Annotated in this window: 24 protein-coding genes; 19 read left to right on the top strand and 5 right to left on the bottom strand. The window is 66.1% G+C overall.

Translation table 11 applies throughout. The features are described from left to right. Positions 1-27: 27 nt before the first annotated feature. Positions 28-1,356, bottom strand: a complete 1,329-nt coding sequence (gene ugpB / locus QWJ38_RS11350) for a sn-glycerol-3-phosphate ABC transporter substrate-binding protein UgpB (protein WP_434063969.1) — start codon at positions 1,354-1,356, stop codon at positions 28-30. A gap of 283 nt (positions 1,357-1,639) precedes the next feature. Here ugpB and QWJ38_RS11345 point away from each other — a divergent pair, with 283 nt between their 5' ends. Next, positions 1,640-5,554, top strand: a complete 3,915-nt coding sequence (locus QWJ38_RS11345) for a DUF3683 domain-containing protein (protein WP_434063968.1) — start codon at positions 1,640-1,642, stop codon at positions 5,552-5,554. Between the two features lie 37 nt (positions 5,555-5,591). Here QWJ38_RS11345 and QWJ38_RS11340 read toward each other — a convergent pair whose 3' ends face one another. Next, positions 5,592-6,563, bottom strand: coding sequence for a Bug family tripartite tricarboxylate transporter substrate binding protein (locus QWJ38_RS11340; protein WP_290359194.1), 972 nt, complete (start codon positions 6,561-6,563; stop codon positions 5,592-5,594). A gap of 57 nt (positions 6,564-6,620) precedes the next feature. Between QWJ38_RS11340 and QWJ38_RS11335 the strand changes: the two genes are divergently transcribed. Then, on the top strand, positions 6,621-7,076 hold the full coding sequence (locus tag QWJ38_RS11335) for an HIT family protein (protein ID WP_290359193.1): 456 nt from the start codon (positions 6,621-6,623) through the stop codon (positions 7,074-7,076). Here the strand turns inward: QWJ38_RS11335 and QWJ38_RS11330 are convergent. From QWJ38_RS11330 to QWJ38_RS11320, 3 genes are all read right to left on the bottom strand, one after another. Beyond that, positions 7,058-7,858, bottom strand: a complete 801-nt coding sequence (locus tag QWJ38_RS11330) for a substrate-binding periplasmic protein (RefSeq protein ID WP_290359192.1) — start codon at positions 7,856-7,858, stop codon at positions 7,058-7,060. The genes QWJ38_RS11335 and QWJ38_RS11330 overlap by 19 nt on opposite strands. Positions 7,859-7,896: 38 nt before the next feature. After that, positions 7,897-8,340, bottom strand: coding sequence for a hypothetical protein (locus QWJ38_RS11325; protein WP_290359191.1), 444 nt, complete (start codon positions 8,338-8,340; stop codon positions 7,897-7,899). 282 nt (positions 8,341-8,622) lie between these two features. Then, on the bottom strand, positions 8,623-10,674 hold the full coding sequence (locus QWJ38_RS11320; protein ID WP_290359190.1) for a M13 family metallopeptidase: 2,052 nt from the start codon (positions 10,672-10,674) through the stop codon (positions 8,623-8,625). Between the two features lie 156 nt (positions 10,675-10,830). Here QWJ38_RS11320 and QWJ38_RS11315 point away from each other — a divergent pair, with 156 nt between their 5' ends. From QWJ38_RS11315 to QWJ38_RS11235, 17 genes are all read left to right on the top strand, one after another. Beyond that, a complete protein-coding gene (locus QWJ38_RS11315; protein ID WP_290359189.1) occupies positions 10,831-11,247 on the top strand; it encodes a gamma-butyrobetaine hydroxylase family protein in 417 nt (138 codons plus the stop codon). An 11-nt stretch (positions 11,248-11,258) separates the two neighbouring features. Beyond that, the gene (gene ubiE, locus QWJ38_RS11310; RefSeq protein WP_290359188.1) at positions 11,259-11,990 is read left to right on the top strand and encodes a bifunctional demethylmenaquinone methyltransferase/2-methoxy-6-polyprenyl-1,4-benzoquinol methylase UbiE; all 732 of its coding nucleotides are present in this window, start codon (positions 11,259-11,261) and stop codon (positions 11,988-11,990) included. A 385-nt stretch (positions 11,991-12,375) separates the two neighbouring features. After that, positions 12,376-13,410, top strand: coding sequence for an EpsD family peptidyl-prolyl cis-trans isomerase (locus QWJ38_RS11305; RefSeq protein ID WP_290359187.1), 1,035 nt, complete (start codon positions 12,376-12,378; stop codon positions 13,408-13,410). An 11-nt stretch (positions 13,411-13,421) separates the two neighbouring features. After that, a complete protein-coding gene (epsE, locus tag QWJ38_RS11300; RefSeq protein ID WP_290359186.1) occupies positions 13,422-14,306 on the top strand; it encodes a polysaccharide export protein EpsE in 885 nt (294 codons plus the stop codon). Between the two features lie 22 nt (positions 14,307-14,328). Next, positions 14,329-15,756 (top strand): chain length determinant protein EpsF, encoded by a 1,428-nt coding sequence (gene epsF, locus QWJ38_RS11295; RefSeq protein ID WP_290359185.1) that lies wholly within the window; start codon positions 14,329-14,331, stop codon positions 15,754-15,756. Further along, the gene (locus QWJ38_RS11290; RefSeq protein WP_290359184.1) at positions 15,753-16,664 is read left to right on the top strand and encodes a polysaccharide biosynthesis tyrosine autokinase; all 912 of its coding nucleotides are present in this window, start codon (positions 15,753-15,755) and stop codon (positions 16,662-16,664) included. The genes epsF and QWJ38_RS11290 overlap by 4 nt, the downstream gene beginning before the upstream one ends. Before the next feature lie 30 nt (positions 16,665-16,694). Beyond that, on the top strand, positions 16,695-17,576 hold the full coding sequence (gene xrtB, locus QWJ38_RS11285) for an exosortase B (protein ID WP_290359183.1): 882 nt from the start codon (positions 16,695-16,697) through the stop codon (positions 17,574-17,576). Further along, a complete protein-coding gene (epsI, locus tag QWJ38_RS11280) occupies positions 17,573-18,268 on the top strand; it encodes an exosortase-associated protein EpsI, B-type (RefSeq protein ID WP_290359182.1) in 696 nt (231 codons plus the stop codon). The genes xrtB and epsI overlap by 4 nt, the downstream gene beginning before the upstream one ends. A gap of 30 nt (positions 18,269-18,298) precedes the next feature. Next, the gene (gene gmd / locus QWJ38_RS11275) at positions 18,299-19,399 is read left to right on the top strand and encodes a GDP-mannose 4,6-dehydratase (RefSeq protein ID WP_434063967.1); all 1,101 of its coding nucleotides are present in this window, start codon (positions 18,299-18,301) and stop codon (positions 19,397-19,399) included. A gap of 16 nt (positions 19,400-19,415) precedes the next feature. Then, complete coding sequence (locus QWJ38_RS11270; protein ID WP_290359787.1) at positions 19,416-20,342, top strand: GDP-L-fucose synthase family protein; 927 nt, start codon at positions 19,416-19,418, stop codon at positions 20,340-20,342. A gap of 27 nt (positions 20,343-20,369) precedes the next feature. After that, the gene (locus tag QWJ38_RS11265) at positions 20,370-21,896 is read left to right on the top strand and encodes a hypothetical protein (protein WP_290359180.1); all 1,527 of its coding nucleotides are present in this window, start codon (positions 20,370-20,372) and stop codon (positions 21,894-21,896) included. A gap of 77 nt (positions 21,897-21,973) precedes the next feature. Beyond that, positions 21,974-22,711, top strand: coding sequence for a glycosyltransferase family 2 protein (locus tag QWJ38_RS11260; RefSeq protein WP_290359179.1), 738 nt, complete (start codon positions 21,974-21,976; stop codon positions 22,709-22,711). Positions 22,712-22,714: 3 nt separating this feature from the next. Next, on the top strand, positions 22,715-23,770 hold the full coding sequence (locus QWJ38_RS11255; protein ID WP_290359178.1) for a glycosyltransferase family 2 protein: 1,056 nt from the start codon (positions 22,715-22,717) through the stop codon (positions 23,768-23,770). Positions 23,771-23,776: 6 nt separating this feature from the next. After that, the gene (locus tag QWJ38_RS11250; RefSeq protein ID WP_290359177.1) at positions 23,777-24,253 is read left to right on the top strand and encodes a serine O-acetyltransferase; all 477 of its coding nucleotides are present in this window, start codon (positions 23,777-23,779) and stop codon (positions 24,251-24,253) included. Next, positions 24,250-25,332, top strand: coding sequence for a glycosyltransferase family 4 protein (locus tag QWJ38_RS11245; protein ID WP_290359176.1), 1,083 nt, complete (start codon positions 24,250-24,252; stop codon positions 25,330-25,332). The genes QWJ38_RS11250 and QWJ38_RS11245 overlap by 4 nt, the downstream gene beginning before the upstream one ends. Beyond that, positions 25,329-25,778, top strand: coding sequence for a glycosyl transferase (locus QWJ38_RS11240; RefSeq protein WP_290359175.1), 450 nt, complete (start codon positions 25,329-25,331; stop codon positions 25,776-25,778). The genes QWJ38_RS11245 and QWJ38_RS11240 overlap by 4 nt, the downstream gene beginning before the upstream one ends. After that, complete coding sequence (locus QWJ38_RS11235; RefSeq protein ID WP_290359174.1) at positions 25,775-26,275, top strand: glycosyltransferase; 501 nt, start codon at positions 25,775-25,777, stop codon at positions 26,273-26,275. The genes QWJ38_RS11240 and QWJ38_RS11235 overlap by 4 nt, the downstream gene beginning before the upstream one ends. The last annotated feature ends 63 nt before the right edge of the window (positions 26,276-26,338 follow it).

The following is a 26,338-nucleotide window of genomic DNA, read 5'->3' as shown; positions in this document are numbered from 1 at the left end:
CGGCCCGGAGAGGCTCTGCCCTCGACTTCACTTGCTATTGGCCTTCTGGAAGCGCTCCAACTGCTCGTTGCCGCGCGAGATCGCCGCGTCTATGCCTTCCTTGGGCGACTTCTTGCCGCCCCAGACCTGCTCGAACTCCTCGTCGATGATGGTGCGGATCTGCAGGAAATTGCCCAGGCGCACGCCGCGCGACTTGTCGGTCGTCTTGCGGATCATCTGGGTCACCGCGACGTCGGTGCCGGGGTTCTCCTTGTAGAAGCCGCTCTTCTCGGTCAGCTCGTAGGCGGCCCTGGTGACCGGCAGGTAGCCGGTGCGCTTGTGGCTCTCGGCCGCGACCTCGGGCCGCGACAGGTATTGGAAGAAGGCTGCCACGCCCTTGTACTCGGGGGCCTTCTTGCCGGCCATCACCCACAGGCTGGCGCCGCCGATGACGGTGTTCTGCGGCGCGCCGGGCACGTCGGGGTAATAGGGCAGCGGCGCGATGCCGTTGGCGAACTTGGCGTTCTTCTTGATATTGGCGTAGAGGCCCGAGCTGCCGGTCATCATCGCGCATTCGCCGGAGACGAAAGTGTTGTCGGCGGCATTGCCGCGGCCGCGGTAGACGAACAGGCCCTGCTTGGCCATGTTCGCCAGGTTCTCGATATGGCGCAGGTGCAGCGGCGTGTTGAAGGCCAGGCGCGTATCCAGGCCGCCGAAACCGTTGTTCTTGGTCGCGTACTCGACGTTGTGCCAGGCCGAGAAGCTTTCCAACTGGGTCCAGCTGACCCAGGAGGTGGTGAACGGGCATTTGTGGCCGGCTGCCTTCAGCTTGGCCGCCGCGGCGGCCACCTCGGGCCAGGACGAGGGCGCCTTGTTCGGGTCCAGACCGGCGGCCCTGAAGGCGTCCTTGTTGTAGTGGAAGACCGTCGTCGAGCTGTTGAAGGGGAAGGAGAGCATCTGGCCGTTGGGCGCCGTGTAGTAGCCGGCCACGGCGGGCACATAGGCGGTCTGGTCGAACTTCGCCCCGGCCGTCTTCATCACCTCGGCCACCGGCACGATCGCGCCCTTGCTGGCCATCATGGTCGCCGTGCCCACCTCGAAGACCTGCAGGATGTGCGGCGCGTTGCCGGCGCGGAAGGCGGCGATCGCCGCCGTCATCGACTCGTCGTAAGTGCCCTTGAAGGTGGGCACGATTCGGTAGTCCTTCTGGCTGGCGTTGAAATCCTTGGCCAGGTCGTTGACCCATTCGCCCAGCGGGCCGCCCATCGAATGCCACCACTGGATCTCGGTCTGGGCCAGCGCCGCATGCGGGGCGCCGGCGGCGGCGAGGGCGAGCAGGGCGGAAGCGAGGACTCGGGTCTGGGCGATGCGCATCATTCGGGTCTCCAGGCTGTTGTTCTGGCCGCGAGTATCGAGCCGTTTGCGGCGACCGATTGTGACATCGCGACGCCCGGCGCGACATGGGGGCTTGGCGGGCGGCGCCAGCCGCGGCGATGTGCCTGGGGTAGGATTCCGTCCTGGCGCGCTGGCGGCCGCTGTCCCGACCCCGGAAAGCGGGCCGCCGCGCCTGCCAAGCCGGGGTCCACCAGCCCGTCGCCGCCAGCCCGTCCGGGCACCCGTCCATGCTTTCCCGAGGGGGCGCTCCGCGCGTCCCGCCGCCATGAATGCACCGCATCCGCTGATGCCCGATCAGACCGAAGAAGCCGTCGCCGTCGGCGGCGTCGCCGCCCGACTGCGCGAGATTCCGTACAACTACACCTCTTTTTCGGACCGCGAGATCGTCATCCGCCTGCTCGGCGCGCCGGCCTGGGAGCTGCTGAACAAGCTGCGCGAGGAGCGCCGCACCGGTCGCTCGGCCCGCATGCTCTACGAGGTGCTGGGCGATATCTGGGTGGTCCAGCGCAACCCCTATCTGCAGGACGACCTGCTCGACAACCCGAAGCGCCGCCGCCTGCTGATCGAGGCGCTGAACCACCGGCTGCACGAGGTCGAGAAGCGCCGCGACCCGGCCAGCGACCCCCAGCGCGACGCCTCGGTCGGCGAATTGCTGACGGCGGCGCGGCGCGCGGTGGCCGACTTCGGCGCGATGTTCGCGGCCGTCTACGATCTGCGCCGGCGCGCGCTGAAGCTGCTGGGCCGCCACACGGCCAAGGACAATATCAAGTTCGACGGCCTGTCGCGCGTCTCCCATGTGACCGATGCGACCGACTGGCGAGTCGAATACCCGTTTGTCGTGCTGACGCCGGACAGCGAGGCCGAGATGGCCCAGCTGGTCAAGGGCTGCATCGAACTGGGCCTGACCATCATTCCGCGCGGCGGCGGCACCGGCTACACCGGCGGCGCCGTGCCCCTGGTCTGGAACTCGGCCGTCATCAACACCGAGAAGCTCGAGGCGCTGCGCGGCGTCGAGATGCTGGAACTGCCTGGCGTCGACAAGCCGGTCGCGACGATCTTCAGCGAGGCCGGCGTCGTCACCCAGCGCGTCGCCGATCTGGCCGAGCAGCATGGCTATGTCTTCGCCGTCGATCCGACCTCGGCCGAGGCTTCCTGCGTCGGCGGCAATGTGGCGATGAATGCCGGCGGCAAGAAGGCCGTCTTGTGGGGCACGGCGCTGGACAATCTGGCGTCCTGGAAGATGGTGACGCCGGAGGCCAAGTGGCTCGAGGTCATCCGCCTGAACCACAACCTCGGCAAGATCCACGATGTCGAGACGGCCAGCTTCGAGCTGCGCTATTTCGACGCGACGGGCAAGAAGCTCGAACGCACGGAGCGCCTGGACATCCCCGGCTCGACCTTCCGCAAGGAGGGCCTGGGCAAGGACGTCACCGACAAGTTCCTGGCCGGCCTGCCCGGCGTGCAGAAGGAGGGCTGCGACGGCCTGATCACCAGCGCGCGCTGGATCGTGCACCGCATGCCCGCCCATGTGCGCACGGTCTGCCTGGAGTTCTTCGGAAATCCCAAGGACTGCGTGCCTTCGATCGTCGACATCAAGGACTTCATGTTCGAGGAGATGAAGAAACCGGGTGGCGCGATCCTGGCCGGCCTGGAACACCTGGACGACCGCTATCTGAAGGCGGTCGGCTACTCGACAAAGAGCAAGCGCGGCGGCCTGCCGAAGATGGTCTTGATCGGCGACATCGTTGGCGACGATGCCGATGCGGTGGCGCGCGCGACCAGCGAGGTCGTGCGCTTGGCCAATGGCCGCTCGGGCGAGGGCTTCATCGCGATCAGCGCCGATGCGCGCAAGAAGTTCTGGCTGGACCGCAAGCGCACGGCGGCGATCTCGAAGCACACGAATGCCTTCAAGGTCAACGAGGACGTCGTGATCCCGCTGCCGCGCATGGGCGAGTACACGCTGGGCATCGAGCGCATCAATATCGAGCTGAGCCTGCGCAACAAGCTGGCCCTGGTCGACGCGCTGCGCGGCTTCTTCTCGACCGGTCGTCTGCCGCTGGGCAAGAGCGATGACGCCAGCGAGATCCCCAGCGCCGAGCTGCTGGAGGACCGCGTGCAGCAGGCGCAGGCGCTGCTGAGCGAGGTCGGCGCGCTGTGGCAGCAGTGGAAGGACGGGCTGGACACGGCCCAGGCCGAGCTGAGCGGCCGGACCTTCTTCGACGAGTTGCAGGACAAGAGCCTGCGCGCGTCCTGGAAGACGCAGATCCTGAAGCCGCTGCAGGCGATCTTCGCCGGCGCCGCCTTCGCCGCCATCATCGAGGAATGCAAGCGCATCCACCAGGAGGTGCTGCGCGGCCGGGTCTGGGTGGCCCTGCACATGCATGCCGGCGACGGCAATGTGCATACCAACATCCCCGTCAACAGCGACAACTATGAGATGCTGCAGACGGCGCACGAGGCCGTCGCCCGCATCATGAAGCTGGCGCGCAGCCTGGACGGCGTGATCTCGGGCGAGCATGGCATCGGCATCACCAAGCTGGAGTTCCTGACCGACGAGGAACTGGCCGGCTTTGCCGACTACAAGTCGCGCATCGACCCCGAGGGCCGCTTCAACAAGGGCAAGCTGCTGCGCCTGGGCGGCCCCGACGCGCAGACGACCTATGCCGATCTGACCAATGCCTACACGCCTTCGTTCGGCCTGATGGGGCACGAGTCGCTGATCATGCAGCAGAGCGACATCGGCGCGATCAGCGATTCGATCAAGGACTGCCTGCGCTGCGGCAAGTGCAAGCCGGTCTGCGCGACCCATGTGCCGCGCGCGAACCTGCTCTATTCGCCGCGCAACAAGATCCTGGCGACCTCGCTGCTGGTCGAGGCCTTCCTCTACGAGGAGCAGACCCGCCGCGGCGTGTCGATCAAGCATTGGCAGGAATTCGAGGACGTGGCCGACCATTGCACGGTCTGCCACAAATGCGCGAGTCCCTGCCCGGTCAAGATCGACTTCGGCGACGTGACGATGAATATGCGCAATCTGCTGCGCAAGATGGGCCAGAAGGGCTTCCGCCCCGGCAATGCGGCGGCGATGCTGATGCTCAACGCGACCTCGCCCGAGACGATCAAGCTGGCGCGCACGGCCATGGTCGGCGTTGGCTTCAAGGCGCAGCGCCTCGCCAACGATCTCTTCCGCCGCCTGGCCCGCAAGCAGACCGAGGCGCCGCGTGCGACCGTCGGCACGGCCCCGGTCAAGGAGCAGGTGATCCACTTCATCAACAAGAAGCTGCCCGGCGGCCTGCCGAAGAAGACGGCGCGCGCGCTGCTGGATATCGAGGACAAGGACTACGTCCCCATCATCCGCAATCCGCAGGCGACCACGTCCGAGACCGAGGCGGTGTTCTATTTCCCCGGCTGCGGCTCGGAGCGTCTGTTCAGCCAGGTCGGTCTGGCCACGCAGGCCATGCTCTGGCATGCCGGCGTACAGACGGTGCTGCCGCCCGGCTATCTGTGCTGCGGCTATCCGCAGCGCGGCTCGGGTCAGTTCGACAAGGCCGAGCAGATGATCACCGACAACCGGGTCTTGTTCCACCGCGTCGCCAACACGCTGAACTACCTGGACATCAAGACCGTCGTCGTCTCCTGTGGCACCTGCTATGACCAGCTGCAGGGCTACAAGTTCGAGGACATCTTCCCCGGCTGCCGCATCATCGACATCCATGAGTACCTGCTGGAGAAGGGCATCACGCTGGGCTCCTCGACCAGCTACCTCTACCACGACCCCTGCCACACGCCGATGAAGCTGCAGGAGCCGATGAAGACGGTGAAGGCCCTGGTGGGCGACAACGTGGTCAAGAGCGAGCGCTGCTGCGGCGAGAGCGGCACCCTGGGCGTGACCCGGCCCGACATCTCGACCCAGGTGCGCTTCCGCAAGGAAGAGGAGCTGCGCAAGACGGAGGCGCAGTTGCGCGACAGCGGCAAGGTCGCGGCGGCCGAGAACCTGAAGATCCTGACCAGCTGCCCCAGCTGCCTGCAGGGTCTCAGCCGCTACGGCAACGACCTGCAGAACGGCCTGCTGGAGGCCGACTACATCGTTGTCGAGATGGCGAACCAGATCCTCGGCAAGGACTGGATGCCCGAGTACGTGGCCAAGGCCAACCAGGGCGGCATCGAGCGCGTGCTGGTGTAAATGAAGAAGGGCCGCTGATGCAGCCCTTTCTTTTACTTCACTCCGCCGACAGCTTGCGCTCCCTGATCAGCGCATGCCAGGTCTGCGTCTCCTGCTGGATGAAGCGGGCGAGCGCCGGGCCGTCGCCGGGCGCGACCTCGAGGCCGAATTCCTCCAGCCGCGCCTTCACCTCCGGCGTCGTGATCGCCTTGTTCATCTCGGCGGTCAGCCGCGTGACGATGGGCTCCGGCGTGCCCTTGGGCACGAACAGGCCCTGCCAGGCGGCGACGTCGACGTTCTTCAGGCCCAGTTCCTCGAAGGTCGGCACCTCGGGCAGCTGCGGGATGCGCTTCTTGCTCAGCACGGCCAGGGCCTTGAGCTTGCCGGCGCGGATCTGTGGCAGGCCGGCGGCGGTGTCCAGGATGGCCATGGGCACGATGCCGGCGATCAGGTCCTGCACGGCGAAGGCGGTGCCGCGGTAGGGCACATGGACGATGAAGCTGCCGCTGCGCTCCTTGATCATCTCCATGGCCAGATGGTGCGGGCTGCCGATGCCCGGCGAGCCATAGCTGTATTTGCCCGGATGAGCCTTGACATCGGCCAGCCACTGGCTGGCGCTGCTGAAGCCCGAGTTCGGATTGACGGTCAGGATCAGCGGGAAGCGCGCCATGAAGCCGACCGGCGTGAACTCGCTCGGCGAGTAGGCGAGCTTCTTGTACATCGCGCTGTTGAACACCATCGCGCCGTTGTCGCCGGTCAGGAGGGTGTAGCCGTCGGCCGGCGACTTGGCGGCCGCCTCGGTGCCAATGCTGCCGGCCGCGCCCGGGCGGTTGTCGATGAAGAGGGTCTGGCCCAGCTGCTTGCCGAGTTGCGGCGCCAGCTGGCGGGCGAGGAAGTCCGAGCCGCCGCCGGCCGGGTAGGCGACGATCCACTTGATCGGCTTGGACGGCCAGGCCTGGGCCTGGACGAGGGCGGGCAGCAGGCCCAGCGCAAGAAGGCAAAGGCGGCGTGTCAGGGCGGGGGCGGACATCGGCGTTCATCCTCGGGTTGCTAAAGTCGGCCGATCTTAGCCAGCGTCTTGCCCGATATGAACGAGCTCCGCCCCGCCTGTCCTCTTTGTGCCGAAACCGGCGGGCTGCTGGTCGCCCGCGGAGAACGCTGGCGCGTCGTGCGCGTCGAGGACGCGCCGAGTTTCCCCGCCTTCTACCGGCTGATCTGGAACGGCCATGTGGCCGAGTTCAGCGATCTGGATGCCGCGCAGCGGCTCGAATGCATGGAGGCGGTGACGGCCATCGAGCGCGCCCTGCGCGAGGCGCTCGCGCCGAGCAAGATCAATCTGGCCACGCTGGGCAATGTGGTGCCGCATCTGCACTGGCATGTGATCGCGCGCTTCGACTGGGACAGCCATTTCCCCAACCCGATCTGGGGCGAGACGCGCCGCCAGGTCGAGGGCGGCGCCGCGGCGCGGCTGGCGCTGCCGGTCGAGGCCTTGGACGAGCGGGTGCGGGCAGCGCTGGCCGCCGCTCAAAGCCCCGGCGCGTAACGCTGCACGATCGCCGCCTGGCTGCCGTCCTGCTGCATCGCCTCGGCGGCCTTGTTGTAGCGGGCGACGAAGTCGGGCGCTATCGTCTTGCGGCTGAAGGCGACGGCGGCCGTCGGATGGTTGGCGACGAGTCCGGTGTCCTTGATCCGCTCCTGCAGACCGAGCTGGGCCAGCTCGCGCCGGCCCGTCATCTCGTTGACCAGCACGCCGTCGAGCCGGCCTGCGTCGACCATCAGCCAGAGGCTGCGCCGCGATGGCGTGCGGTGAACGCTGCGGGCGAACTCCGGGTCGCGCATCAGCTCGTCATAGTCCGGCCCGTAGGCGACCCCCAGCTGTGCCCCCAGCCGGAAGCCGCTGCCGCGCAGATCGGCCAGCCGGCTCAGCGAGGCCCATTTGCGCAGCTCGTCGGCACGCACGAACAGGCGGTTGCGCGACTGCGGGCCGGGCGCCGAGAAATAGGCAAAGCGCTCGCGTTCGGGCAGACGCAACGTGCCGGGCAAGATATCAAGGCGGCCGGCCTCCAGCTCCGCCAGCGCGCGCGCCCAGGGCATCTCGACCCAGCGCGCGCTGCAGCCCAGGCGCCTGAGCGTCTCGCGCACCAGTTCGACGTTCAGTCCGATCAACTCGCCATCGGCGCTGCCCCGCATGCTGAACGGCGGATCCTCGTTCCAGCGCACGGTCTTCTCGCAAGCCGCGGCAGGACAGGTCAGCAGCGGCAGCACCAGGGCAGTGGCGGCGGCCAGCAACTCAGCCGCAGGGATCGGACGGGAACGCCATTTCATCGGCCCCTATTGTGGGGCCTGCGCCGCCGACCCCGCGCTCACTGCTCCAGCAGCGCGACGCGGTAGCTGGCATCGCCGCCGGCTTCGTCGCGTGCCGGCGTGAAGACGACGAGGAAGCTGAACAGCTGGCCGTCCTCCTTGTTGACGCAGCTGACGTTGTGCATCGCGCGGCGCACCGGCTGGCGGTAGGCGACCGGGCCGCCGGAGTGCTTGACCTCGGAGGTGCCGTCGCCCTTGACGCGGAACTGCACCCGCATCGTGCCGCTCAGGTTCTCGCGCGAGATGGCGCCGACCAGGCCGTCCTGCAGGGTCGCGGCGATGCCGGGGCAACTGGCCTGCACGTCGAAGCGCGCGATATCGGCCGGCCGGCGCCCCTCGACCTCGACGCGCTGCAGGTCCTGCGCGAGCGCCAGCGCGCTGCCGAAAGTCATGGGCAGGGCCAGCAGCAGGCCGCGGGTCAGGGAAGGTGATTGCTCGAACATGATGAGGAACTCCATCGGTAGGCGGATCAGGCCGGGCGGTGCGATCTGGGTCCAGATTAGGAAGCGGCCCGCCGCGCTCCAAGCTGAAGGCGACGAAATGCGGAAGCGGTGAAACCAAGCCACCGAATTCCGCGACGAATCGCAAACCGCGGAAACCCGTGCTTTTCGATGGGGTCAGGTCTTGCTGGCTGTGCCCGGATGCCGAAAGTCAGGGTCCGGTGCAGGCGGCAGCCGCCATGAAAAAGGGCCGGCAAGGCCGGCCCCATGTCGAAAGTCAGTGCCTTACCAGATCGTGATCGGATCGGCGGCGACCATGGGCGCGCCGGCCGGGCAGCTGAAGGCCTTGGCGAAGGCGGGCATATTCGACATCGGCGCCAGCACGCGGTACTTGCCCGGCGAATGCGGGTCGGTGCGCAGCTGGTTGACCAGGGCCTCGGGCCGGGTCTTGACGCGCCAGATCAGGGCGTTGGACAGGAAGAAGCGCTGCTCGGGCGTGTAGCCGTCGATCTTCTCGGCCTTGCCGCTGCGCTTGAGCGCCGTCTGCAGCGCGTCGAAGGCGATCGGCATGCCGGCCATGTCGGAGATGTTTTCGCCCAGGGTCAGGCGGCCGTTGATGGGCTCGCCGGGCACCGGCTCGTAGCCGCCGTAGAGTTTGACGACGCGATCGGCGCGCGCCTTGTAGGCGCTGGCGTCGGCCTCGGTCCACCAGTCGTTCAGATTGCCGACCGCGTCGAACTGGCGGCCCTGGTCGTCGAAATGATGGGTGATCTCGTGGCCGATCACCATGCCGATGCCGCCGTAGTTCAGCGCGTCGTCGGCCTTTGCGTTGAAGAAGGGCGGCTGCAGGATGCCGGCCGGGAAGGTGATCGAGTTGTAGCCGCCGGCCTGGGCATTGACGACATGCGGCGACATGCTCCAGCGCAGGCGGTCGACCGGCTTCTCCAGATCATCCATCTGCTTGGCGGTGAACCAGGCGGCCGTGCGCAACAGATTGCCGGCGTAGTCGTCGGCGGCCAGCGTCAGGCCGGTGTAGTCGGGCCATTGGTCCGGCGCACCGATCTTGGGCACCATCGCATCGAGCTTCTCCAGCGCGCGTTGCTTGGTCGGCGCGCTCATCCAGGCCAGCTCCTGGATGTGCTGGCGCATCGCCGCCTTGACGTCGGCGACCAGCTGGCGCGAGCGCGTCATCGCCTCGGGCGAGAAGGCGCGCCAGACGAAGACCTCGCCGAAAGTCAGGCCCAGCGGCAGGCTGCCGGTGCGGCCGGCGATCGCCAGGATCACGCTTTCCTCGCGCGGCGGCGCGGCCTTCAGGCCGCGGATCGTCGCCTCGCGGTAGTCGAAATGGGCACCGGCGAAGGCCTGGGGCAGGCGGTCGGCGCTGGCGTCGAGCAGGCGCAGCTTCAGATAGCTGCGCCAGGTCTCGATCGGCGTTGCCGCCGCCAGCTCGGCGACGCGCTTCAGAAAGGCCGGCTGGCCGACGATGACGCGCTCGACGCCACCCTTGCGATTGGCGGTCTCGGTCAGCGGCTTCAGATAGGCGCTCCAGTCGAAGCCGGGCGCCGCCTTGTCGAGCTCGGCCGGGCTGAAGGGGTTGTAGCGCGCGTTCGGGTCGCGCAGCTCGGCGCGCGGCTTGGTGGCCTCGGCCAGCTGGGTCTCGAAGGCGTAGAGCGCGTCGAGTTGGGCTTCGCTGGGCGCCGGTCCGTTCGGCCCGGCGGCGGCCGTCAGCAGCCGGCGCGCGTAGACGCGGTAGGCATCCTGCAGGCGCTTGCTGTTGGCGTCGCTCTTGAAATAGTCCTCGCGGTCGGGCAGGCCCAGGCCGGCCTGGCCGATCTGCAGCGCATGGCGGCGCACGTCCTTGGCGTCGGCGCCGACGAAGACGCCCAGCGGCGCGGAGACCTGGACCCGGTTCAGCGTCGCCAGCAGCGCCGGCAGCTGCTCGCGCTTGTCGAGCGCGTCGATGCGGCTCAGCAGCGGCTGCAGCGCCTTCAGGCCGCCGGCCTCGATCGCGTCCAGATTCATGCCGCTGGCGAAATAGGTGGCGGCCAGCTTCAGGCCCGGCGTCGTCTGCAGGGACGGATTGGCCCTCAGGTCGCGCAAGGCCTGCTGCAGGATGGCCTCGTTGGCCAGGCGCAGGTCCTCGAAGCCGCCGATGCGCGACTGCGAGGCCGGCATCTCGACCTGCTCGGCCCATTTGCCGTTGACGAAGCCGTAGAAGTCGGTGCAGGGATCGATCCGGCCATCGAGCTGTTTGACGTCCAGGGCGCTGGCGTTCAGCACGGGCAGGGCGGCGAGGGCGGCGGCGGTGGCAAGCAGGGAAAGTCGGCGGCGCATCATGAGGGCGGGGAGCTTCGGTCGGTTTGACAAGCGGGCAAGGGTAGACGAGGCAGTGTGCACCGGCATCGGGGCTTGTCCGTGCGCACGCCGCCCAGCGCTACACTGTCGGCCCCTGTTCCGCTTCTGGCGCAGCATCGCGCTGCGTATCCTTCGCCCATGGCCGGCCTGAGTTCGACGAGCCCCGTCCCCACCGACATCACCGTGCACCAGAGCTCGCGCGTGCTCGAGGTGGCGTTCAGCGACGGCGCGCGCTTTCGCATCCCCTTCGAGCTGATGCGGGTCTACAGCCCCTCGGCCGAGGTGATGGGCCATGGCCCGGGTCAGGAGGTGCTGCAGACCGGCAAGCGCGAGGTGCAGATCACGGCGCTGACGCCGGTCGGCCATTACGCGGTCCAGCCGCAGTTCTCCGATGGCCATGACAGCGGCCTGTTCTCCTGGGATTATCTGTACCGGCTCGGCGCCGAGCAGGATCAGCTGTGGCAGGACTACGAGCGGCGCCTGGCCGAGGCCGGCGTCGGTCGCGATGACGCGATGCCCGCCAAGGCCGGCTCGTCCTGCGGCCATTCACATTGAGATCGACTTCCATGAGCAGCACCCATTTCGGCTACGAGACCGTCGACGAGCAGGACAAGGCCAGCCGCGTGCGCGGCGTCTTCGATTCGGTCGCGTCCCGCTACGACGTGATGAACGACCTGATGTCGATGGGCATGCACCGCGCCTGGAAGGCCTACACGGTGGCGGTGGCCAATCTGAAGGCGGGCGAGCGGGTGCTGGACATCGCCGGCGGCACCGGCGATCTGTCGCGTGCCTTTGCGAAGAAGGTCGGCGAGACCGGCATGGTGGTGCACACCGACATCAACGAGGCGATGCTGCGCCAGGGGCGCAACCGCCTGCTCGACGAGGGCCTGGTGCTGCCGACGGGCCTGTGCGACGCCGAGAAGCTGCCTTTCAAGAGCGGCAGCTTCGATCTGGTCAGCGTCGCCTTCGGCCTGCGCAATATGACGCACAAGGACCAGGCATTGGGCGAGATGTGCCGGGTGCTGAAGCCCGGCGGCCGCCTGCTGGTGCTGGAGTTCTCCAAGGTCGCCGCGCCGCTGCAAAAGCCGTATGACTGGTATTCGTTCAAGGTGCTGCCGCGGCTGGGCAAGCTGATCGCCGGCGACGCCGACAGCTACCGCTATCTGGCCGAGTCCATTCGCATGCATCCGGGCCAGCAGGAACTGAAGGCAATGATGAAGACGGCCGGCTTCGGCCATGTCGACGTCCACAACCTCAGCGCCGGCGTCGTCGCCCTGCATGCCGGCATCAAGTGCTGAGCGGTGATGGCGATGACGCGCTCGCGCCACGCGAGCTAGGGTAAACGCCGATCTCTGCACCCGCCGTCGACCCCCTGGTTCATGGGGGTGCCGGGAACTGCCCGGCAGCGGCCGGGTCCATTCTTGCGCGAGGGGCGGCATCCGATTTGCCATGCCTGGCCGGCGCGGTCCTCTGGGGCGGCGGCGGAGCCGGGCGGTGCCCATGCCCGAGGGGCCTCATCCGGCAGGGTTTCTCCGGGTGGGGCACCGCCGGGAAGGGGGGACGGGATGCCTCATTTGTCATTTCGCAAAGCTACACTGGTTCGTCCCTTGAGGGCGGGTGCTGCCACGCAGCAGATCTCGCGCCATTGCTGGCGCCGCGCGGAGAAGAAAGAAAGTCATGGTCATGAAACTCGTGCAATCCGAATTCGCTGGCCGTCGCGCCGCATCGGGCGTCCGGCTGATCGCGGTGGCCGCCTTGGCAGCGCTGGCGCTGGCCGGCTGCGGTGACGACAAGAAGTCGGACAAGGCCTCGCAGACGGCGGCCAAGGTGAACAAGGAAGAGATCACCGTTCACCAGATCAATTACGTGCTGCAGCGCCAGCCGGGCCTGAAGCCCGAGCAGGCCGAGGCGGCCAGCCGCCAGGTGCTGGAACGCCTGATCGAGCAGGAACTGGCGGTGCAGAAGGCGCAAGACATGAAGCTCGACCGCGATCCGCGCGTGGTCCAGCAGATCGAGGCGGCCAAGCGCGAAATCATCGCCCGCGCCTATGTCGAGCGCGTCGGCGAGGCGGCCGTCAAGCCGAGCAACGACGAGATCAGCAAGTACTACAACGAGAAGCCGGCGCTGTTCCGCGAGCGCCGCATCTACAACCTGCAGGAACTGGCCATCGAGGCCAAGCCGGAGCAGGTCGACGCGATCCGCGCCAAGCTGGAAGCCTCGAAGAACATCCCGGAGTTCGTCGAATACCTGAAGGCCAATGACATCCGCTTCACCGGCAATCAGGCGGTGCGTGCCGCCGAGCAGCTGCCGCTGGCCAATCTGGACGCGATTGCACGGCTGAAGGACGGCGACTCGGCGATCAGCCGCACGCCCAACGGCCTGGCCGTGCTCTTTGTCGTCGGCTCGCGCAGCCAGCCGGTCGACGAGGCGCGTGCGCGCCCGCAGATCGAGGCCTTCCTGACCAACCAGCGCAAGGTCGAGCTGGTGCAGAAGGACATCAAGGCGCTGCGCGACAGCTCGAAGATCGAATACGTCGGCAAGTTCGCCGAGGGCGCGCCCGCGGCCGCTGCAGCCGGCGCCGCGCCGGCCCTGGCACCGGCCGCCACCGAAGCCACGCCGACCGCGGCCCCCGTCGCCGCGCCGACCACTCCGGCGCCCACGCCGGCCGCCAGCGGCCTCGATGCCGCAGCCATCTCGAAGGGAATGGGGCTCAAATGATGGACAAGACGATGATGCACAGGACCCGCCGCGGCGCGGTGGCGCTCGGCCTGATCGGCACGCTGGCCAGCCTGCCGGCCGCCGCGCAGACCGGCAAGCCGGCAACGCCGACGACGCAGCCGCCGCAGCAGCAGCAGGCCCAGCCGGTCGGCGCGGTCAGCGGCAATGCGGCCGAATACCGGCTCGGCGCCGGCGACGTGCTGCGCATCAGCGTCTACCAGAACCCCGACCTGGGCCTGGAGACCCGCGTCTCCGAGGGTGGCGTCGTGTCCTTCCCGCTGCTGGGCAATGTGCGCATCGGCGGCCTGTCGGTCAGCCAGGCCGAGCGGGCGATCGCCGACGGCCTGAAGAACGGCAACTTCGTCAAGAACCCGCAGGTCACCATCGTCGTGCTGCAGGTCAAGGGCAACCAGGCCAGTGTGCTGGGCCAGGTCAACCGGCCGGGCCGCTATCCGATCGAGGTGGCCGATATGCGGCTGACCGATCTGCTGGCCAATGCCGGCGGCGTGGCCCCGACCGGCGGCGACCTGCTGGTGCTGACCGGCACCCGCAACGGCCAGCCGCACCGTGTCGAGATCGACCTGCCCAGCGTGTTCGCACCGGGCGGCCGCAGCCAGGACGTGTTGATCCAGAACGGCGACGTGCTGTGGGTCGAGCGCGCGCCGATGGTCTATATCTACGGCGAGGTGCAGCGCCCCGGCCCGATGCGGCTGGAGCGAGGCCTGAGCCTGATGCAGAGCCTGGCCACCGGCGGCGGCCTGACCCAGCGCGGCACCGAAAAGGGCATCCGCGTGCACCGCAAGGGTGCCGACGGGAAGGTCCAGGTCCTGCAGCCGGCCATGGACGAGGCGCTGCGCGACGGGGATGTCGTGTACGTCAAGGAAAGCCTTTTCTGATCCAGCGAGGCGAGCGAACCCTATGTCTTTCTCCCAATTCCTTTCGATCCTGCAGGCGCGCTGGAAGGCATCGCTGGCGGTCTTCCTGGCACTGCTGGCGATCACGCTGGTGATCAGCCTGGTACTGCCCAAGCAGTACACGGCGGTCGCCTCGGTCGTGCTTGACGTGAAGCCCGATCCGCTCAGTGCCGTGCTGTATCCGACCGGCGCCAACCCGGCCATGATGGCGACACAGGTCGACGTGATTACCAGCGATCGCGTTGCGTACAAGGTTGTGCGCAATCTGAAGTTGAATGAGAACGCCACGATCCGCGAGCAGTGGCGTGACGCGACCGACGGCCAGGGCTCGATCGAACAATGGCTGGCCGAAACCTTCCAGAAAAACCTCGACGTCAAGCCCTCGCGCGAATCGAACGTCATCAACGTTTCCTACCGCGCTCCCGATCCTCGCTTCGCCGCCGGCTTGGCGAATGCCTTTGTGCAGGCCTATCTGGAAACCAACCTGGAGCTGCGCGTCGAGCCGGCCAAGCAGTATTCGGGTTTCTTCGATAGCCGCGCCAAGGACGCGCGCGACACGCTGGAGAAGGCTCAGTCGCGACTGTCCGAATTCCAGAAGGAAAAGGGCATCATCGCCTCGGACGAGCGCATCGATGTCGAGAACGCACGACTGAACGAGTTGTCCAGCCAGCTCGTGGCCCTGCAGGCCTTGGCCAGCGACTCGAGCAGCCGTCAGTCGGCCGCCCGCGGCTCGGCCGACCGCATGCAGGAAGTGCTGTCCAATTCGCTGATCGCCAGCCTGAAGGCCGATCTGTCGCGCCAGGAGGCCCGGCTGCAGGAACTCAACTCCAAACTCGGCGACGCTCATCCGCAGGTGGTCGAGCTGCGCGCCAATGTGGCCGAGCTGCGCCGGCGCATCGATGTCGAGACGGCCAAGGTCAGCAACAGTCTCGGCGTGGCGAACACCATCAATCAGCAGCGCGTTAGCGAGTTGCGCGCCTCGCTGGAGGCCCAGCGCAACAAGATCCTGCAGATGAAGGCCGTGCGCGACGAGGGTTCGGTGCTGCTGCGCGATCTGGACAATGCCCAGAAGGCCTATGACATGATCGCCCAGCGCTACAACCAGACTTCGCTGGAGAGCCAGGCGACGCAGAGCAATGTGTCCGTACTGTCCCCGGCCGTGCCGCCGCGGGAGCACACCTCGCCACGCCTCCTCCTCAACATGATCGTGGCCGTGTTCGTCGGCGGTCTGCTGGCGGTGGGTGTGGCCGTCGCGCTGGAGATCTTCGATCGCCGCGTGCGCAGCGCCGAGGACGTCGTCAACGCGGTTGCGCTGCCGATCATCGGCGTGATGCAGAAGCCGACGGCCAAGCGCCTGTTCGGTCGCACCGCGAAGGCCAATCTGATGCAGCGGCGCCTGCTGGGCTTCTCCGATAAGGGAGCCTCGGCATGAGCGCGGTGAATGTGGAAGATTCCGAGAACGTGAGGACTGCCTTGAACAAAACCAATGACAGCCAAGCCGTCCATGACCGTTCGATCGGCGACATCATCCGCGATGCCCGAAATCTGAGCGCTGCCGAGGTCGAGCGTGTACTGGTTTATCAGCGCGAGAATGGCGTGCGCTTCGGCGAGGCCGCTGTTGCGCTGGGTCTGGTCAGCGAAGACGATGTGCTGCATGCGCTGGCTCAGCAGTTCCACTATCCGCTCGCCAATGCCGAACGGCGCCTGTCCAGCCCCGAACTGGTCGTGCTGAACCAGCCGTTCTCGGTGCAGGCCGAGGCGATCCGGGCTGTGCGCAGCCAGGTCATCATGCGTCAGCAGCAGGGCGCAGCTTCCTCGCATGCTTCGCTGGCCGTCATCAGCCCGCAGACCGGCGATGGCAAGACCTATTTCGCCGCCAATCTGGCCGTCTCGCTGGCCCAACTGGGTGGCCGCACGCTGGTCGTGGATGCCGATTTGCGTGGTCCACGCCTGCACGAGGTGTTTCGTGTGCCCAACAACGCCGGTCTGTCGACGATTCTTTCCGGCCGGGCCGAGTCGCAGGTGATCCAGGGTGTGGAAGGCGTGCCGGGCCTGTTCGTGCTGCCGGGCGGCGCCATCCCGCCGAACCCGCTGGAATTGGTCGAACGACCGGCTTTCGGCCTGCTGATGCGGGAATTGGGGTCCAAGTTCGATCATGTGATCGTCGACACGGCGGCTGCGATGTACGGCTCCGATGGCTGCGTGGCGGCAGCCAAGTGCGGTTCCGCCATCGTGATCGCTCGCAAGGATGCCTGCCGTTATGAAGCGCTGCAGGACCTCGTCGCCAGCCTGTCGGGTAGCTCCGTCCAATTCCTCGGCGCGGTCGTCAACGAGTTTTGATCGGGGCCGATCTTGCCGAGCGATCGCGTGATGACATCGCCCAAGCGGGCCCAGCCCTGGCTGCCGACGGGGGTCGACGCGCCTTCCGCGCTCATGGTGGCGGCGGCACTGCTGATCGTCTACGGCCCGGTCTACTGGGAATTGAGTCAGACGATATGGCGCAGCGATGAGCAGGGCCATGGCCCGATCATCTTCGCCGTTAGCATGTGGCTGCTGTACAGCGCGCGGCACCAACTGGCAGGCTTGGAGTCGCGGCCCGCGAGCGCTGTCGGCTATGGTCTGCTGATCTTCGCTGGCTTGCTCTTCGCCGTGGGTCGGTCGCAGGACATCTGGATCTTTGGCATGGGCTCGCAGATCGTCGTGTTGGCGGCTCTGGCCTTGATCTTCAAAGGCTGGGCCGCGCTGCGGCTGATCTGGTTTCCGCTGTTCTTCCTGTTGTTCATGGTGCCGCTGCCGGAGGCGCTGGTCGCGGCCGTCACCTCGCCGCTGAAGACGGCCGTGTCCTCGGTCGCCAGTTCCTTGCTGTACCTGCTCGGCTATCCGGTCGGCCGCTCGGGCGTCATGCTGACGATCGGCCAGTACCAGTTGCTGGTAGCGGATGCCTGCGCCGGTCTGAACTCGATGTTCACGCTCGAGGCCTTGGGCATGCTGTACATGAACCTGATGCGCTACACCTCGGCCGGTCGCAATATCGCACTGGCGCTGCTGCTGATTCCGATCGCCTTCGTCGCCAATATCTGCCGGGTGATGATTCTGGTGCTGGTGACCTATTACTTCGGCGACGCGGCCGGCCAGGGTTTCGTCCATGGTTTCGCCGGCATGGTGCTGTTCATGGTTGCCCTGGTCTTCATGTTGGTGGCGGACAAGCTGCTTGGCTATTTCTTCAGGGCCGAGCGGAGGGGCGCGCGATGAAGCTCGGCAAGCTACGCTTCCACGCGGTCGCCGTTTCGCTGTGCCTGCTGACGGCCTCGGTGCTGGGTCATGTAGGCCGGCCGACGATCCATTTGGCCGACCAGCGCCAGAAGGTCAATCTGGAACAGATGTTCCCGACCCGGGTAGGCTCCTGGCGACTCGATGAGAACCAACCGGTGGGCATCGTCGCGCCGGATGTGAAGGCCTTGTTGGACAAGCTCTACGCGCAAACGCTGACGCGGACTTATGTCAATTCCGAAGGGGTACGGGTCATGCTTTCGGTCGCCTATGGTGGCGACCAGTCAGATGCCACTCGCGCGCACCGACCAGACGTCTGCTATCCCGCCCAGGGTTTCGACATCGTCTCGAACCGCAGCGACACGTTGGCCCTCCCCGATGGAGCCCTGGGCGTGCGCCGCATGGTGGCCAAGCTGAACAACCGGATCGAGCCGGTGACCTTCTGGTTCGCCGTCGGCGAATACACGGCGGTGACAGGCCAGGATCAGAAACTGATTCAACTTCGCTACGGCCTGCGCGGCATCATCCCAGACGGCATGCTGGTGCGCGTGTCCACCATCAATCCGGACGAGAAAAGCGCCTATGCCGTGCAGTCGAAATTCATCGCGGAACTGCGGCAGAGCATGCCGCAGAACTTCGTCTCGCATGTTTTTGGCAGTCATTTGAAAACCTGAAGGCGTGTTGTGGCAGGACCCAAAGTTGCATTGATTACCGGCGTGACCGGCCAGGACGGCGCCTATCTGGCCGAACTGCTGCTGGACAAGGGCTATGAGGTGCACGGCATCAAGCGCCGTTCCTCGCTGTTCAACACCGACCGCGTCGACCACCTGTACCAGGACCCGCATGTGGACCACCAGCGCTTCAAGCTGCACTACGGCGACCTGACCGACTCGACCAATCTGATCCGCATCATCCAGCAGGTGCAGCCCGACGAGATCTACAACCTCGCGGCGATGAGCCATGTGGCGGTTTCCTTCGAAACGCCCGAGTACACCGCCAATGCCGACGGCATCGGCACCTTGCGCATCCTGGAGGCGATCCGCATCCTGGGGCTGGAGAAGAAGACCCGTTTCTACCAGGCCAGCACCAGCGAGCTCTATGGCCTGGTGCAGGAGATTCCGCAGAAGGAGACCACGCCCTTCTATCCGCGCAGCCCCTATGCGGTGGCCAAGATGTACGCCTACTGGATCACGGTCAACTACCGCGAAGCCTATGGCCTCTACGCCTGCAACGGCATCCTGTTCAACCACGAGAGCCCGCTGCGCGGCGAGACCTTCGTCACCCGCAAGATCACCCGAGCGATCACGCGCATCTCGCTGGGCCTGCAGGACTGCCTGTACCTGGGCAATATGAGCGCGCTGCGCGACTGGGGCCATGCCAAGGACTACGTCGAGATGCAGTGGCTGATGCTGCAGCAGGAACAGCCGGAGGACTTCGTCATCGCCACCGGCGTGCAGTACAGCGTGCGCCAGTTCGTCGAGTTCGCTGCCCAGGAGCTGGGCATCACCGTCGCCTTCGAGGGCGAGGGCGTCAACGAGATCGGCGTCGTCAAATCGGTGAGCGGCGACAAGGCCAGGTGCAAGGTCGGCGACGTGATCGTGCGGGTCGACCCGCGCTACTTCCGGCCGACGGAAGTCGAGACGCTGCTGGGCGACCCGAGCAAGGCCAAGGCCAAGCTGGGCTGGGAGCCGAAGACTACGCTGAAGGAGTTGGTCGCCGAAATGGTGCAGGCCGACTACACGGCCGCGCGGCGCGACAGCCTGGTCAAGATTGCCGGCTTCCAGGCCTACGACTACAACGAGTGAACGGGGCGGCGGCATGATGGACAAGAAGGCCCGCATCTTCGTCACCGGCCACCGCGGCATGGTCGGCTCGGCCCTGCTGCGCCGACTGCAGGCCGGTGGCTACACAAATCTGATCACCGCCGGCCGCGACACGTTGGAGCTGCTCGATCAGGCTGCCGTTGCCGCCTTCCTAGTTGAACACCGGCCCGATTACATCTTCATTGCTGCCGCCAAGGTCGGCGGCATCCAGGCCAACAACGTCTACCGCGCCGATTTCCTCTATCAGAACCTGATGATCGAGGCGAACCTGATCCACGGGGCCCACGCGGCCGGCGTGCAGCGCCTGATGTTTCTCGGCTCCAGCTGCATCTACCCACGCGACTGTCCGCAGCCGATCCGCGAAGACTATCTGCTGACCGGCCCGCTGGAGCCGACCAACGAACCCTATGCGATCGCCAAGATCGCCGGCATCAAGCTCTGCGAGGCCTACAACGCGCAATACGGCCGGCAGTACGTCAGCGTGATGCCGACCAATCTGTACGGGCCCAACGACAACTACGACCTCGCCAACAGCCATGTGCTGCCCGCGCTGATCCGCAAGGCGCACGAGGCCAAGCTGCGCGGCGACGCCGAGTACGTCGTCTGGGGCAGCGGCACGCCGCGGCGCGAGTTCCTCTATGTCGACGATCTGGCCGACGCCTGTGTGCATCTGATGGAGCAGGGCTACGACGGCCCCTTGGTCAATATCGGCACCGGCGAGGACGTAACGATCCGCGAGCTGGCCGAGACGGTGATGCAGGTGGTCGGCTTCCAGGGTCGCATCGTTTACGACAGCAGCAAGCCGGATGGAACGCCGCGCAAGCTGCTTGATGTGAACAGATTGGCGGCGCTAGGCTGGTCGGCCAAGACCAAGCTCCGCGATGGTATTCGGTTCGCCCATCAGGATTGGCTTGCCCGCTCATGATCGCAAAGCACTTTTTCGGAACCGGCCATGTTGTCTAGGTCCAGCTACCCGAGCCCGGTATCGCCGCTGCGGCTTATTCTTTTTTGGCTTTGCGGCGCCATCCTGCTCTTGCTGTTCATGGGCGTGCTGATGATCGCGCCGCTGCCGGGCTTCGCGCTCCTGATGCTGCTGCTCGGGGGCGGGGTGATCATCTTTGCGGTCCCGGCCGCCTGGCTCGCGGTGGCGCTGGTGCTGCTCACCTTTGCGCTTGTGGGGCCGGCCGAGTCGCTGGGCCGGATTCCCAAGCTTTTCTGGCTTCCCTATCTGCTCGGCCTTGCGATGGCCGTGAAGGCCATGATCATGGCGCCGGTTGCGCAGCTGGGACGTGGCCAAAAGGCGGCGCCTATGGCCGGTGTCGGTGGATCCAAACTGATGGGCGGCGCCTTTCTGCTGCTGGTGCTCTTCTCGCTCGCCGTGAATGCCAGCGGCGGCGTGCAGTTCATCCTGGCGACCCGGGACTATTTCTGGTTGCTGGGTCTGTTGGCCCTGGCGCTGGTGTCGCGCCTGGAACTGGACAAGGCCCTCGTCTGGTTGCGTTTGCTGCCGGCCCTGATCTTGATCCAGTTCCCCTTGGTGCTTTATCAGCACTTCTTCGTGTCGCGAAGCACGAGATTCACCACCCATGATGCCGTTGTCGGGCTGTTCGGCGGCAATGCGGAGGGTGGCGGGGCCAGCGGTGCAATGGGCATGTTCTCCTTGGTGGTGGTGGTCTACGCCTTTGCCAGATTCCGCCACGGTCTTATGTCTTGGTACGCGGCGCTCGCGGTGATCGCGGCCGGTCTTGCCGCGATCGGTCTCGCGGAGGTCAAGTATGTTGTGCTTGTCTCCCCCTTGGTGGTGCTCGCTTTCTTCGGCCTGCGAGAAACGCTTCGCCGGCCCATGCTGCTCATGAGCCTGGTGCTTGTGTGCGCCCTCATCCCCGTGTTCCTTTACGCCTACTGGAAGATGTTCGAGCCGCCTGGCGCCAAGACATACGGCGGCTTTGGCAAGTACGTCAGCGTCATCGTCGAGCGCAATCTTGACTCGGAGCAGATCGATATGACAACCGGCGAGATGAGCCGGATCTCTGCGCTGAAGTTCTGGGCCAAGGAAAACAGCCTGCGTACCGACCCCTTGCGGACCGTGATAGGACACGGCATCGGCAGCTCACGGATCGGCTTTTTCCCGGGTGAGGTGGCGGTCAAATATCGTTTCAAGATCGGCCGCTCTTCACTGGCCGTGCTGCTATGGGAAACCGGGGCCTTGGGCGCGGGCCTGGTGGTCGGCCTGCTGCTGGCCGGTCTGCGATTGGCTGCCAAGGCCAGGCGCCTGCTGCCGGCGGATGCCAAGGAAGCCTTGATCGCGTGTCAGTTCTCGACGGCGGTGTTGGTGGTGGCCCTGCTGGGCTTGCCCTACAACGCCGACCTGGTCGGCACGCCACAGCTGCAGTTGCTGGTCATCATGGCTTTTACCCTTGTGCTGATGGTCATTCGCCAGTTCGGCGCGCCACAGCGGCCGGGCTTGTCGGGCCGCTGAGGGTCCATGCCGACGCCAGTCTCCAGCCGGGCCACGCCCCAGGCCGTTCCTGTGTTAACCATCAAGCCGGCAAGGCAATGATGAAGATCACTGTCGTCACGGTCTGTCTGAATGCGGAGAAACATATTCGTCGGTGTTGCGAGTCGGTAAGGCTGCAGCGTTGGCCGGATCTGGAGCATTTGGTGGTGGACGGAGGTTCCACCGATGGCACGCTGGCCCTCGTGAAGGCCGCTTCGATTCCCGATGTGCGCATTTATTCCGGCCCGGATGCTGGCATCTACGACGCGATGAACAAGGCCATCGGTCTCAGCACCGGAGACGCGATCCTGTTCCTGAATGCGGACGACTGGTTTGCTCATGAGGACGCGCTCGGTGCGCTCGCGCGCAAGTTGCAAACGGAGGAGCGCCTGGGCCTCGTCTATGGCGACGCCATCGTCATCGACGGTGATCGAGCGGTGATCAAAGGCCAGGCTCATCTCGATGAAGGCTCGATCGGATGCGAGATGGTGTGCCATCAGACGATTCTTGCCAGCAGAAGCGCGTTCGAACAAGTCGGGGGATTCGACACGCAGTACAGGCTTTGTGCGGATCTGGACTGGCTGATGCGAGCCATCGATGCGGGCGTGGGATATGGGCATGTGCCCAATGCCGTCTGTTTCTATAGTGCCGGCGGCGAGAGCGACAAGGCCCAGAGCCGGCGCAAGGCGGAGAAGCAGGCGATCCTCGTTCGGCGGCGCAATCCGGCGCGGCGTTGGGGTCAACGCTTGCGCGCCGCGCTGCGGCGCCGCCTCAAGACAAGGTTTTCCTTTTATTGACCCATGCAAGCCACCGTTGAGAACTCGTCGGTCGGGGCGGGCAAGCCCAGGCCGCTGATTTCGGTGCTGATCAAGGCACTGAACGAAGAGCGCCGCATCGGCGCTTGCCTCGATTCTGTGATGCTCGCCATCCGGGGCCTGGATGCGGAAGTGCTGCTGGTCGACTCGCTGTCGAACGATCGCACGGTGGAGATCGCCCGACGCTATCCGATCCGTATCGTCCAGTTCCAGCGGATCGAAGATCGAGGCTGCGGTGCGGCCGTGCAACTGGGTTTCCAGCAGGCCCGCGGCGAGTACATCTATGTGCTGGATGCCGATATGGAGCTGATGCCCGGCTTTCTTGCGCTGGCCCTCCAAAGGCTGGCAGACGACCCCGGGTTGGCCGGTGTGGGCGGGCGATTGGTGGACAGATGTGTGCTGACCGAATACGACAAGCGTCGTGCCCGCGCAGCACTGCAGCAGGTCGCGGATGTGGAGGTGCTTGAACTGGGCGGTGGCGGCCTGTACCGGCGCAATGCCGTAGACCAGGTCGGCTACCTGGCCAATCGCTGGTTGGCCGCGTTTGAGGAGGCCGACCTGGGCGCGCGCCTGAATGCTGCCGGTTGGCGCCTGCTGCGGCTCCATGCAGTGGCCGTGACCCACGAGGGTCATGTGGAAGGAAATTGGGCGATGCTGCGACGCCTCTGGCGCAATGGGCGGGCTCAGGCGACCGGGGCCTTCCTGCGCGCGGCCTGGGGCCAGCCGTGGTGGCGTCTGGCCTGCCGCAAGCAGCGCCATGTGCTGCTGGTCGCTGCCATCTGGGGACTGGGCGGCTTGGTCGCCTGCATTTTGGGCGTCGTCGGAGCGGGTTGGATGCTTGCACTGCTGGCCCTAGCCGCTGTGCCGGTGCTATTGCTGGCGGCCCTGACCTTGCGCAAGCGCTCTCTGCGTGAGGCCAGCTGGGCCCTGGCGACCTGGCATATGTTCGCCGCTGCCGCCTTGCTGGGCAGCCTGGCGACCCCGCGCGATCCTTGCGAGCTCATACTGGGTCGGGTGCTGTCCGGAGAATCAGCGAGCTAAGAACGCATGCTTTCGATCTATCGACTCTCCCATCTGCTCTGGCGCCTCGGCGTGCCGGTACTTCCCTACTTGCTGAAGGCCTTGAACAGAATCCTGTTTGCGGTGGTGTTGCCCCCGTCGACTCGTGTGGGAAAGGGAGTCGTGTTCAGCTACCACGGCCTGGGAACTGTTGTGCACAAACGGGCCGTGCTGGAAGACGACGTCATCGTCGGGACCGGTGTCACCATTGGCGGGCGATCGGGACATGAGACCGTCCCGACCATCGGTGCCGGAGCGATGATCGGCAGCGGCGCCAAGGTGTTGGGTCCGATCAGAGTCGGGCGCGGGGCCTCCATCGGCGCAAACGCCGTCGTTTTGTCCGATGTTCCGGACTACGCCGTAGTGGTCGGAATTCCGGCCAGGGTCGTGCGGATCCAGGACTCCAATGAGGTGGTCGACTACAAGACCTTCTCCGAGGCCCGACGGGACGCGGATCTGCAATGAACAGGCGAGCGCGCCGTGTTCTGATGATCGGTCCGGGTGAACGCATGCCGGGCGGCATGAGCGCCGTCATTCAGACTTATCGAGCCGCCGGTCTGTTCGACGAGGGTTCGGTCTGCTACCTGTCCTCCTACGAAGGCGCTGCGGCGCTGACGCAGCTGCGCACGTTCGGGCGAGTGGTCCTGCGGCTGCTGGCGACATTGGCGCTCCGCCGCATCGACGTCCTGCACGTGCACAGTGCCTCGCGGGGCAGTTTCTGGCGCAAGTCCGTACTTTGCTGGCTGGCCCGGCTGTTCGGTGTGCCTTATGTCTTCCATCTGCATAGCGGCGAGTTCAGCGACTTTTATGCCGCGCATTGCGGCCGCCGGGCGCGGGCCTGGGCGCGGCGCACACTGGCCCGGGCGTCCTTGGTGCTGGTGCTGACCCCTTCGTGGATCAGCGCGCTGCGCGCTATCGAACCTGCCGCGAACCTGGCGGTGCTGCTGAATCCGGTGGTGCTGCCGCCTTGGCAGGCGCCGCGGCCGGGCCCGGGGCGGCGTATCCTTTTCCTCGGCCGGGTCCGAGAAAAGAAGGGCGCTTACGATTTGCTGCAGGCATTCGCGCTGTTGCATCAGCGCATGCCCGGCGTCTTTTTGCAGCTGGCTGGCGATGGGGAACTCGATGTCGCCAGGCAATTGGCTGAGAGCCTTGCCCTGCCGTCCGACTGCTATGAGCTGTCGGGTTGGGTCGATGGCCAGCTTAAGGCGCAGGCCCTGGCCGCAGCCGATGTCTTCGTGCTTCCTTCTTACTTCGAAGGTCTGCCGATCGGCATTCTGGAGGCGATGGCTGCAGGGGTGGTCGTGGTAGCCAGCCGGGTAGGCGGGATCCCCGACGTCTTGCGCGACGGTGAAAACGGCTTGTTGGTTGCGCCGGGCGATCGGCAGGGCTTGGCGGCCGCATTGCAGCTGAGCCTCGGTGATCACGACCTGCGCCTGCGCCTGTCGATACAGGCCCGGGAGGACGCGTCGGCGCATGACCATCATCGCATCGCCTCTGAGTTGCTGCGGTTTTACGAGGTGGCTGCCAACGGAGGGGCTCGATGAAGAAACGCGTGCTGCTGGTCGCTTCCGGCGGTGGCCATTGGGTGCAGCTGCTGCGCATTCGGCAGGCCTGGGCTGATATGGACATTGCTTATGTGACGGTGCAGGAAAGCTACCGCTCGCAAGTGGCCGATGGCCGTTTTTATCGGGTGACCGATGCCACCCGCTGGGACCGGTGGAAGCTCTTGCGCATGATTGCGGAGATGGCGCTGATCGTGCTGCGGGAGCGGCCGGATGTCGTGATCACGACCGGCGCGGCGCCCGGCGTGGCGGCATTGCGACTGGGCAAATGGTTCGGTGCGCGGACGGTGTGGATCGACAGCATCGCCAATGTGGAGGCGATGTCGATGTCCGGTCAAAAGGTGCGTGCATTCGCCGATCTGTGGCTGACCCAGTGGGAGCACCTGGCACGTGACGAGGGTCCTCGCTATGAAGGGGCGGTGCTTTGATTTTCCTGAGTGTTGGATCGCAAATGCCCTTCGATCGATTGGTCAAGGCCGTGGACGCCTGGGCGCAGTTCAGGCAGCCCAGGATCGAAATCCTGGCCCAGATCGGAGACTCCTCGTATCAGCCGGTGGCGCTCGAATCGGTGAAGACGCTATCGCCGGCAGAGTTTGGCGCTCGTCTCGATGCCTGCAGCCTCTTTGTGGCGCATGCGGGAATGGGATCGGTGCTGTCGGGCCTGGAACGTGGCAAGCCCATGCTCTTGCTGCCCCGCTTGGGCGCCTTGCGCGAAACGCGCAATGATCATCAGGTCGCTACCTTGCGTTGGCTGTCAGGCATTCAAGGCATCTATGCGGCCGATGACGAGACGGCGATTCCTGCGTTCCTGGACCGGTTCATGGATGCGGCGCTACCCGCGTTGCCGGCGCCGGACCACTTGGCGCAAACGGCCAGCCAGCTGAGGTTGCAGTCGGCCTTGCGCGACTTCATTGCTCAGGCATGAACTCGTCCCTTGTTCGGTACGCCATCCGGCGCGCGACCGTGAGTGCCAGGCCGGCAGCAGTGA

The organism is Roseateles violae (assembly GCF_030410485.1).
GTDB classification, from domain to species: domain Bacteria; phylum Pseudomonadota; class Gammaproteobacteria; order Burkholderiales; family Burkholderiaceae_C; genus Roseateles_D; species Roseateles_D violae.
The sequence above is the reverse complement of the archived record's forward strand: the minus strand, read 5'-3'. Positions and strand labels throughout refer to the sequence as shown.

Coding starts and splice junctions, on each gene's coding strand:
- QWJ38_RS11320 (WP_290359190.1), bottom strand. CDS start 10,674: ATGATGCGCCGCCGACTTTCCCTGCTTGCCACCGCCGCCGCCCTCGCC.
- QWJ38_RS11345 (WP_434063968.1), top strand. CDS start 1,640: ATGAATGCACCGCATCCGCTGATGCCCGATCAGACCGAAGAAGCCGTC.
- epsI (WP_290359182.1), top strand. CDS start 17,573: ATGAAGCTCGGCAAGCTACGCTTCCACGCGGTCGCCGTTTCGCTGTGC.
- QWJ38_RS11340 (WP_290359194.1), bottom strand. CDS start 6,563: ATGTCCGCCCCCGCCCTGACACGCCGCCTTTGCCTTCTTGCGCTGGGC.
- ubiE (WP_290359188.1), top strand. CDS start 11,259: ATGAGCAGCACCCATTTCGGCTACGAGACCGTCGACGAGCAGGACAAG.
- epsF (WP_290359185.1), top strand. CDS start 14,329: ATGTCTTTCTCCCAATTCCTTTCGATCCTGCAGGCGCGCTGGAAGGCA.
- QWJ38_RS11330 (WP_290359192.1), bottom strand. CDS start 7,858: ATGAAATGGCGTTCCCGTCCGATCCCTGCGGCTGAGTTGCTGGCCGCC.
- QWJ38_RS11325 (WP_290359191.1), bottom strand. CDS start 8,340: ATGTTCGAGCAATCACCTTCCCTGACCCGCGGCCTGCTGCTGGCCCTG.
- QWJ38_RS11335 (WP_290359193.1), top strand. CDS start 6,621: ATGAACGAGCTCCGCCCCGCCTGTCCTCTTTGTGCCGAAACCGGCGGG.
- QWJ38_RS11290 (WP_290359184.1), top strand. CDS start 15,753: ATGAGCGCGGTGAATGTGGAAGATTCCGAGAACGTGAGGACTGCCTTG.
- QWJ38_RS11260 (WP_290359179.1), top strand. CDS start 21,974: ATGATGAAGATCACTGTCGTCACGGTCTGTCTGAATGCGGAGAAACAT.
- QWJ38_RS11305 (WP_290359187.1), top strand. CDS start 12,376: ATGAAACTCGTGCAATCCGAATTCGCTGGCCGTCGCGCCGCATCGGGC.
- QWJ38_RS11240 (WP_290359175.1), top strand. CDS start 25,329: ATGAAGAAACGCGTGCTGCTGGTCGCTTCCGGCGGTGGCCATTGGGTG.
- QWJ38_RS11270 (WP_290359787.1), top strand. CDS start 19,416: ATGGACAAGAAGGCCCGCATCTTCGTCACCGGCCACCGCGGCATGGTC.
- QWJ38_RS11315 (WP_290359189.1), top strand. CDS start 10,831: ATGGCCGGCCTGAGTTCGACGAGCCCCGTCCCCACCGACATCACCGTG.
- QWJ38_RS11245 (WP_290359176.1), top strand. CDS start 24,250: ATGAACAGGCGAGCGCGCCGTGTTCTGATGATCGGTCCGGGTGAACGC.
- QWJ38_RS11255 (WP_290359178.1), top strand. CDS start 22,715: ATGCAAGCCACCGTTGAGAACTCGTCGGTCGGGGCGGGCAAGCCCAGG.
- ugpB (WP_434063969.1), bottom strand. CDS start 1,356: ATGATGCGCATCGCCCAGACCCGAGTCCTCGCTTCCGCCCTGCTCGCC.
- QWJ38_RS11250 (WP_290359177.1), top strand. CDS start 23,777: ATGCTTTCGATCTATCGACTCTCCCATCTGCTCTGGCGCCTCGGCGTG.
- QWJ38_RS11265 (WP_290359180.1), top strand. CDS start 20,370: ATGTTGTCTAGGTCCAGCTACCCGAGCCCGGTATCGCCGCTGCGGCTT.
- epsE (WP_290359186.1), top strand. CDS start 13,422: ATGATGCACAGGACCCGCCGCGGCGCGGTGGCGCTCGGCCTGATCGGC.
- xrtB (WP_290359183.1), top strand. CDS start 16,695: ATGACATCGCCCAAGCGGGCCCAGCCCTGGCTGCCGACGGGGGTCGAC.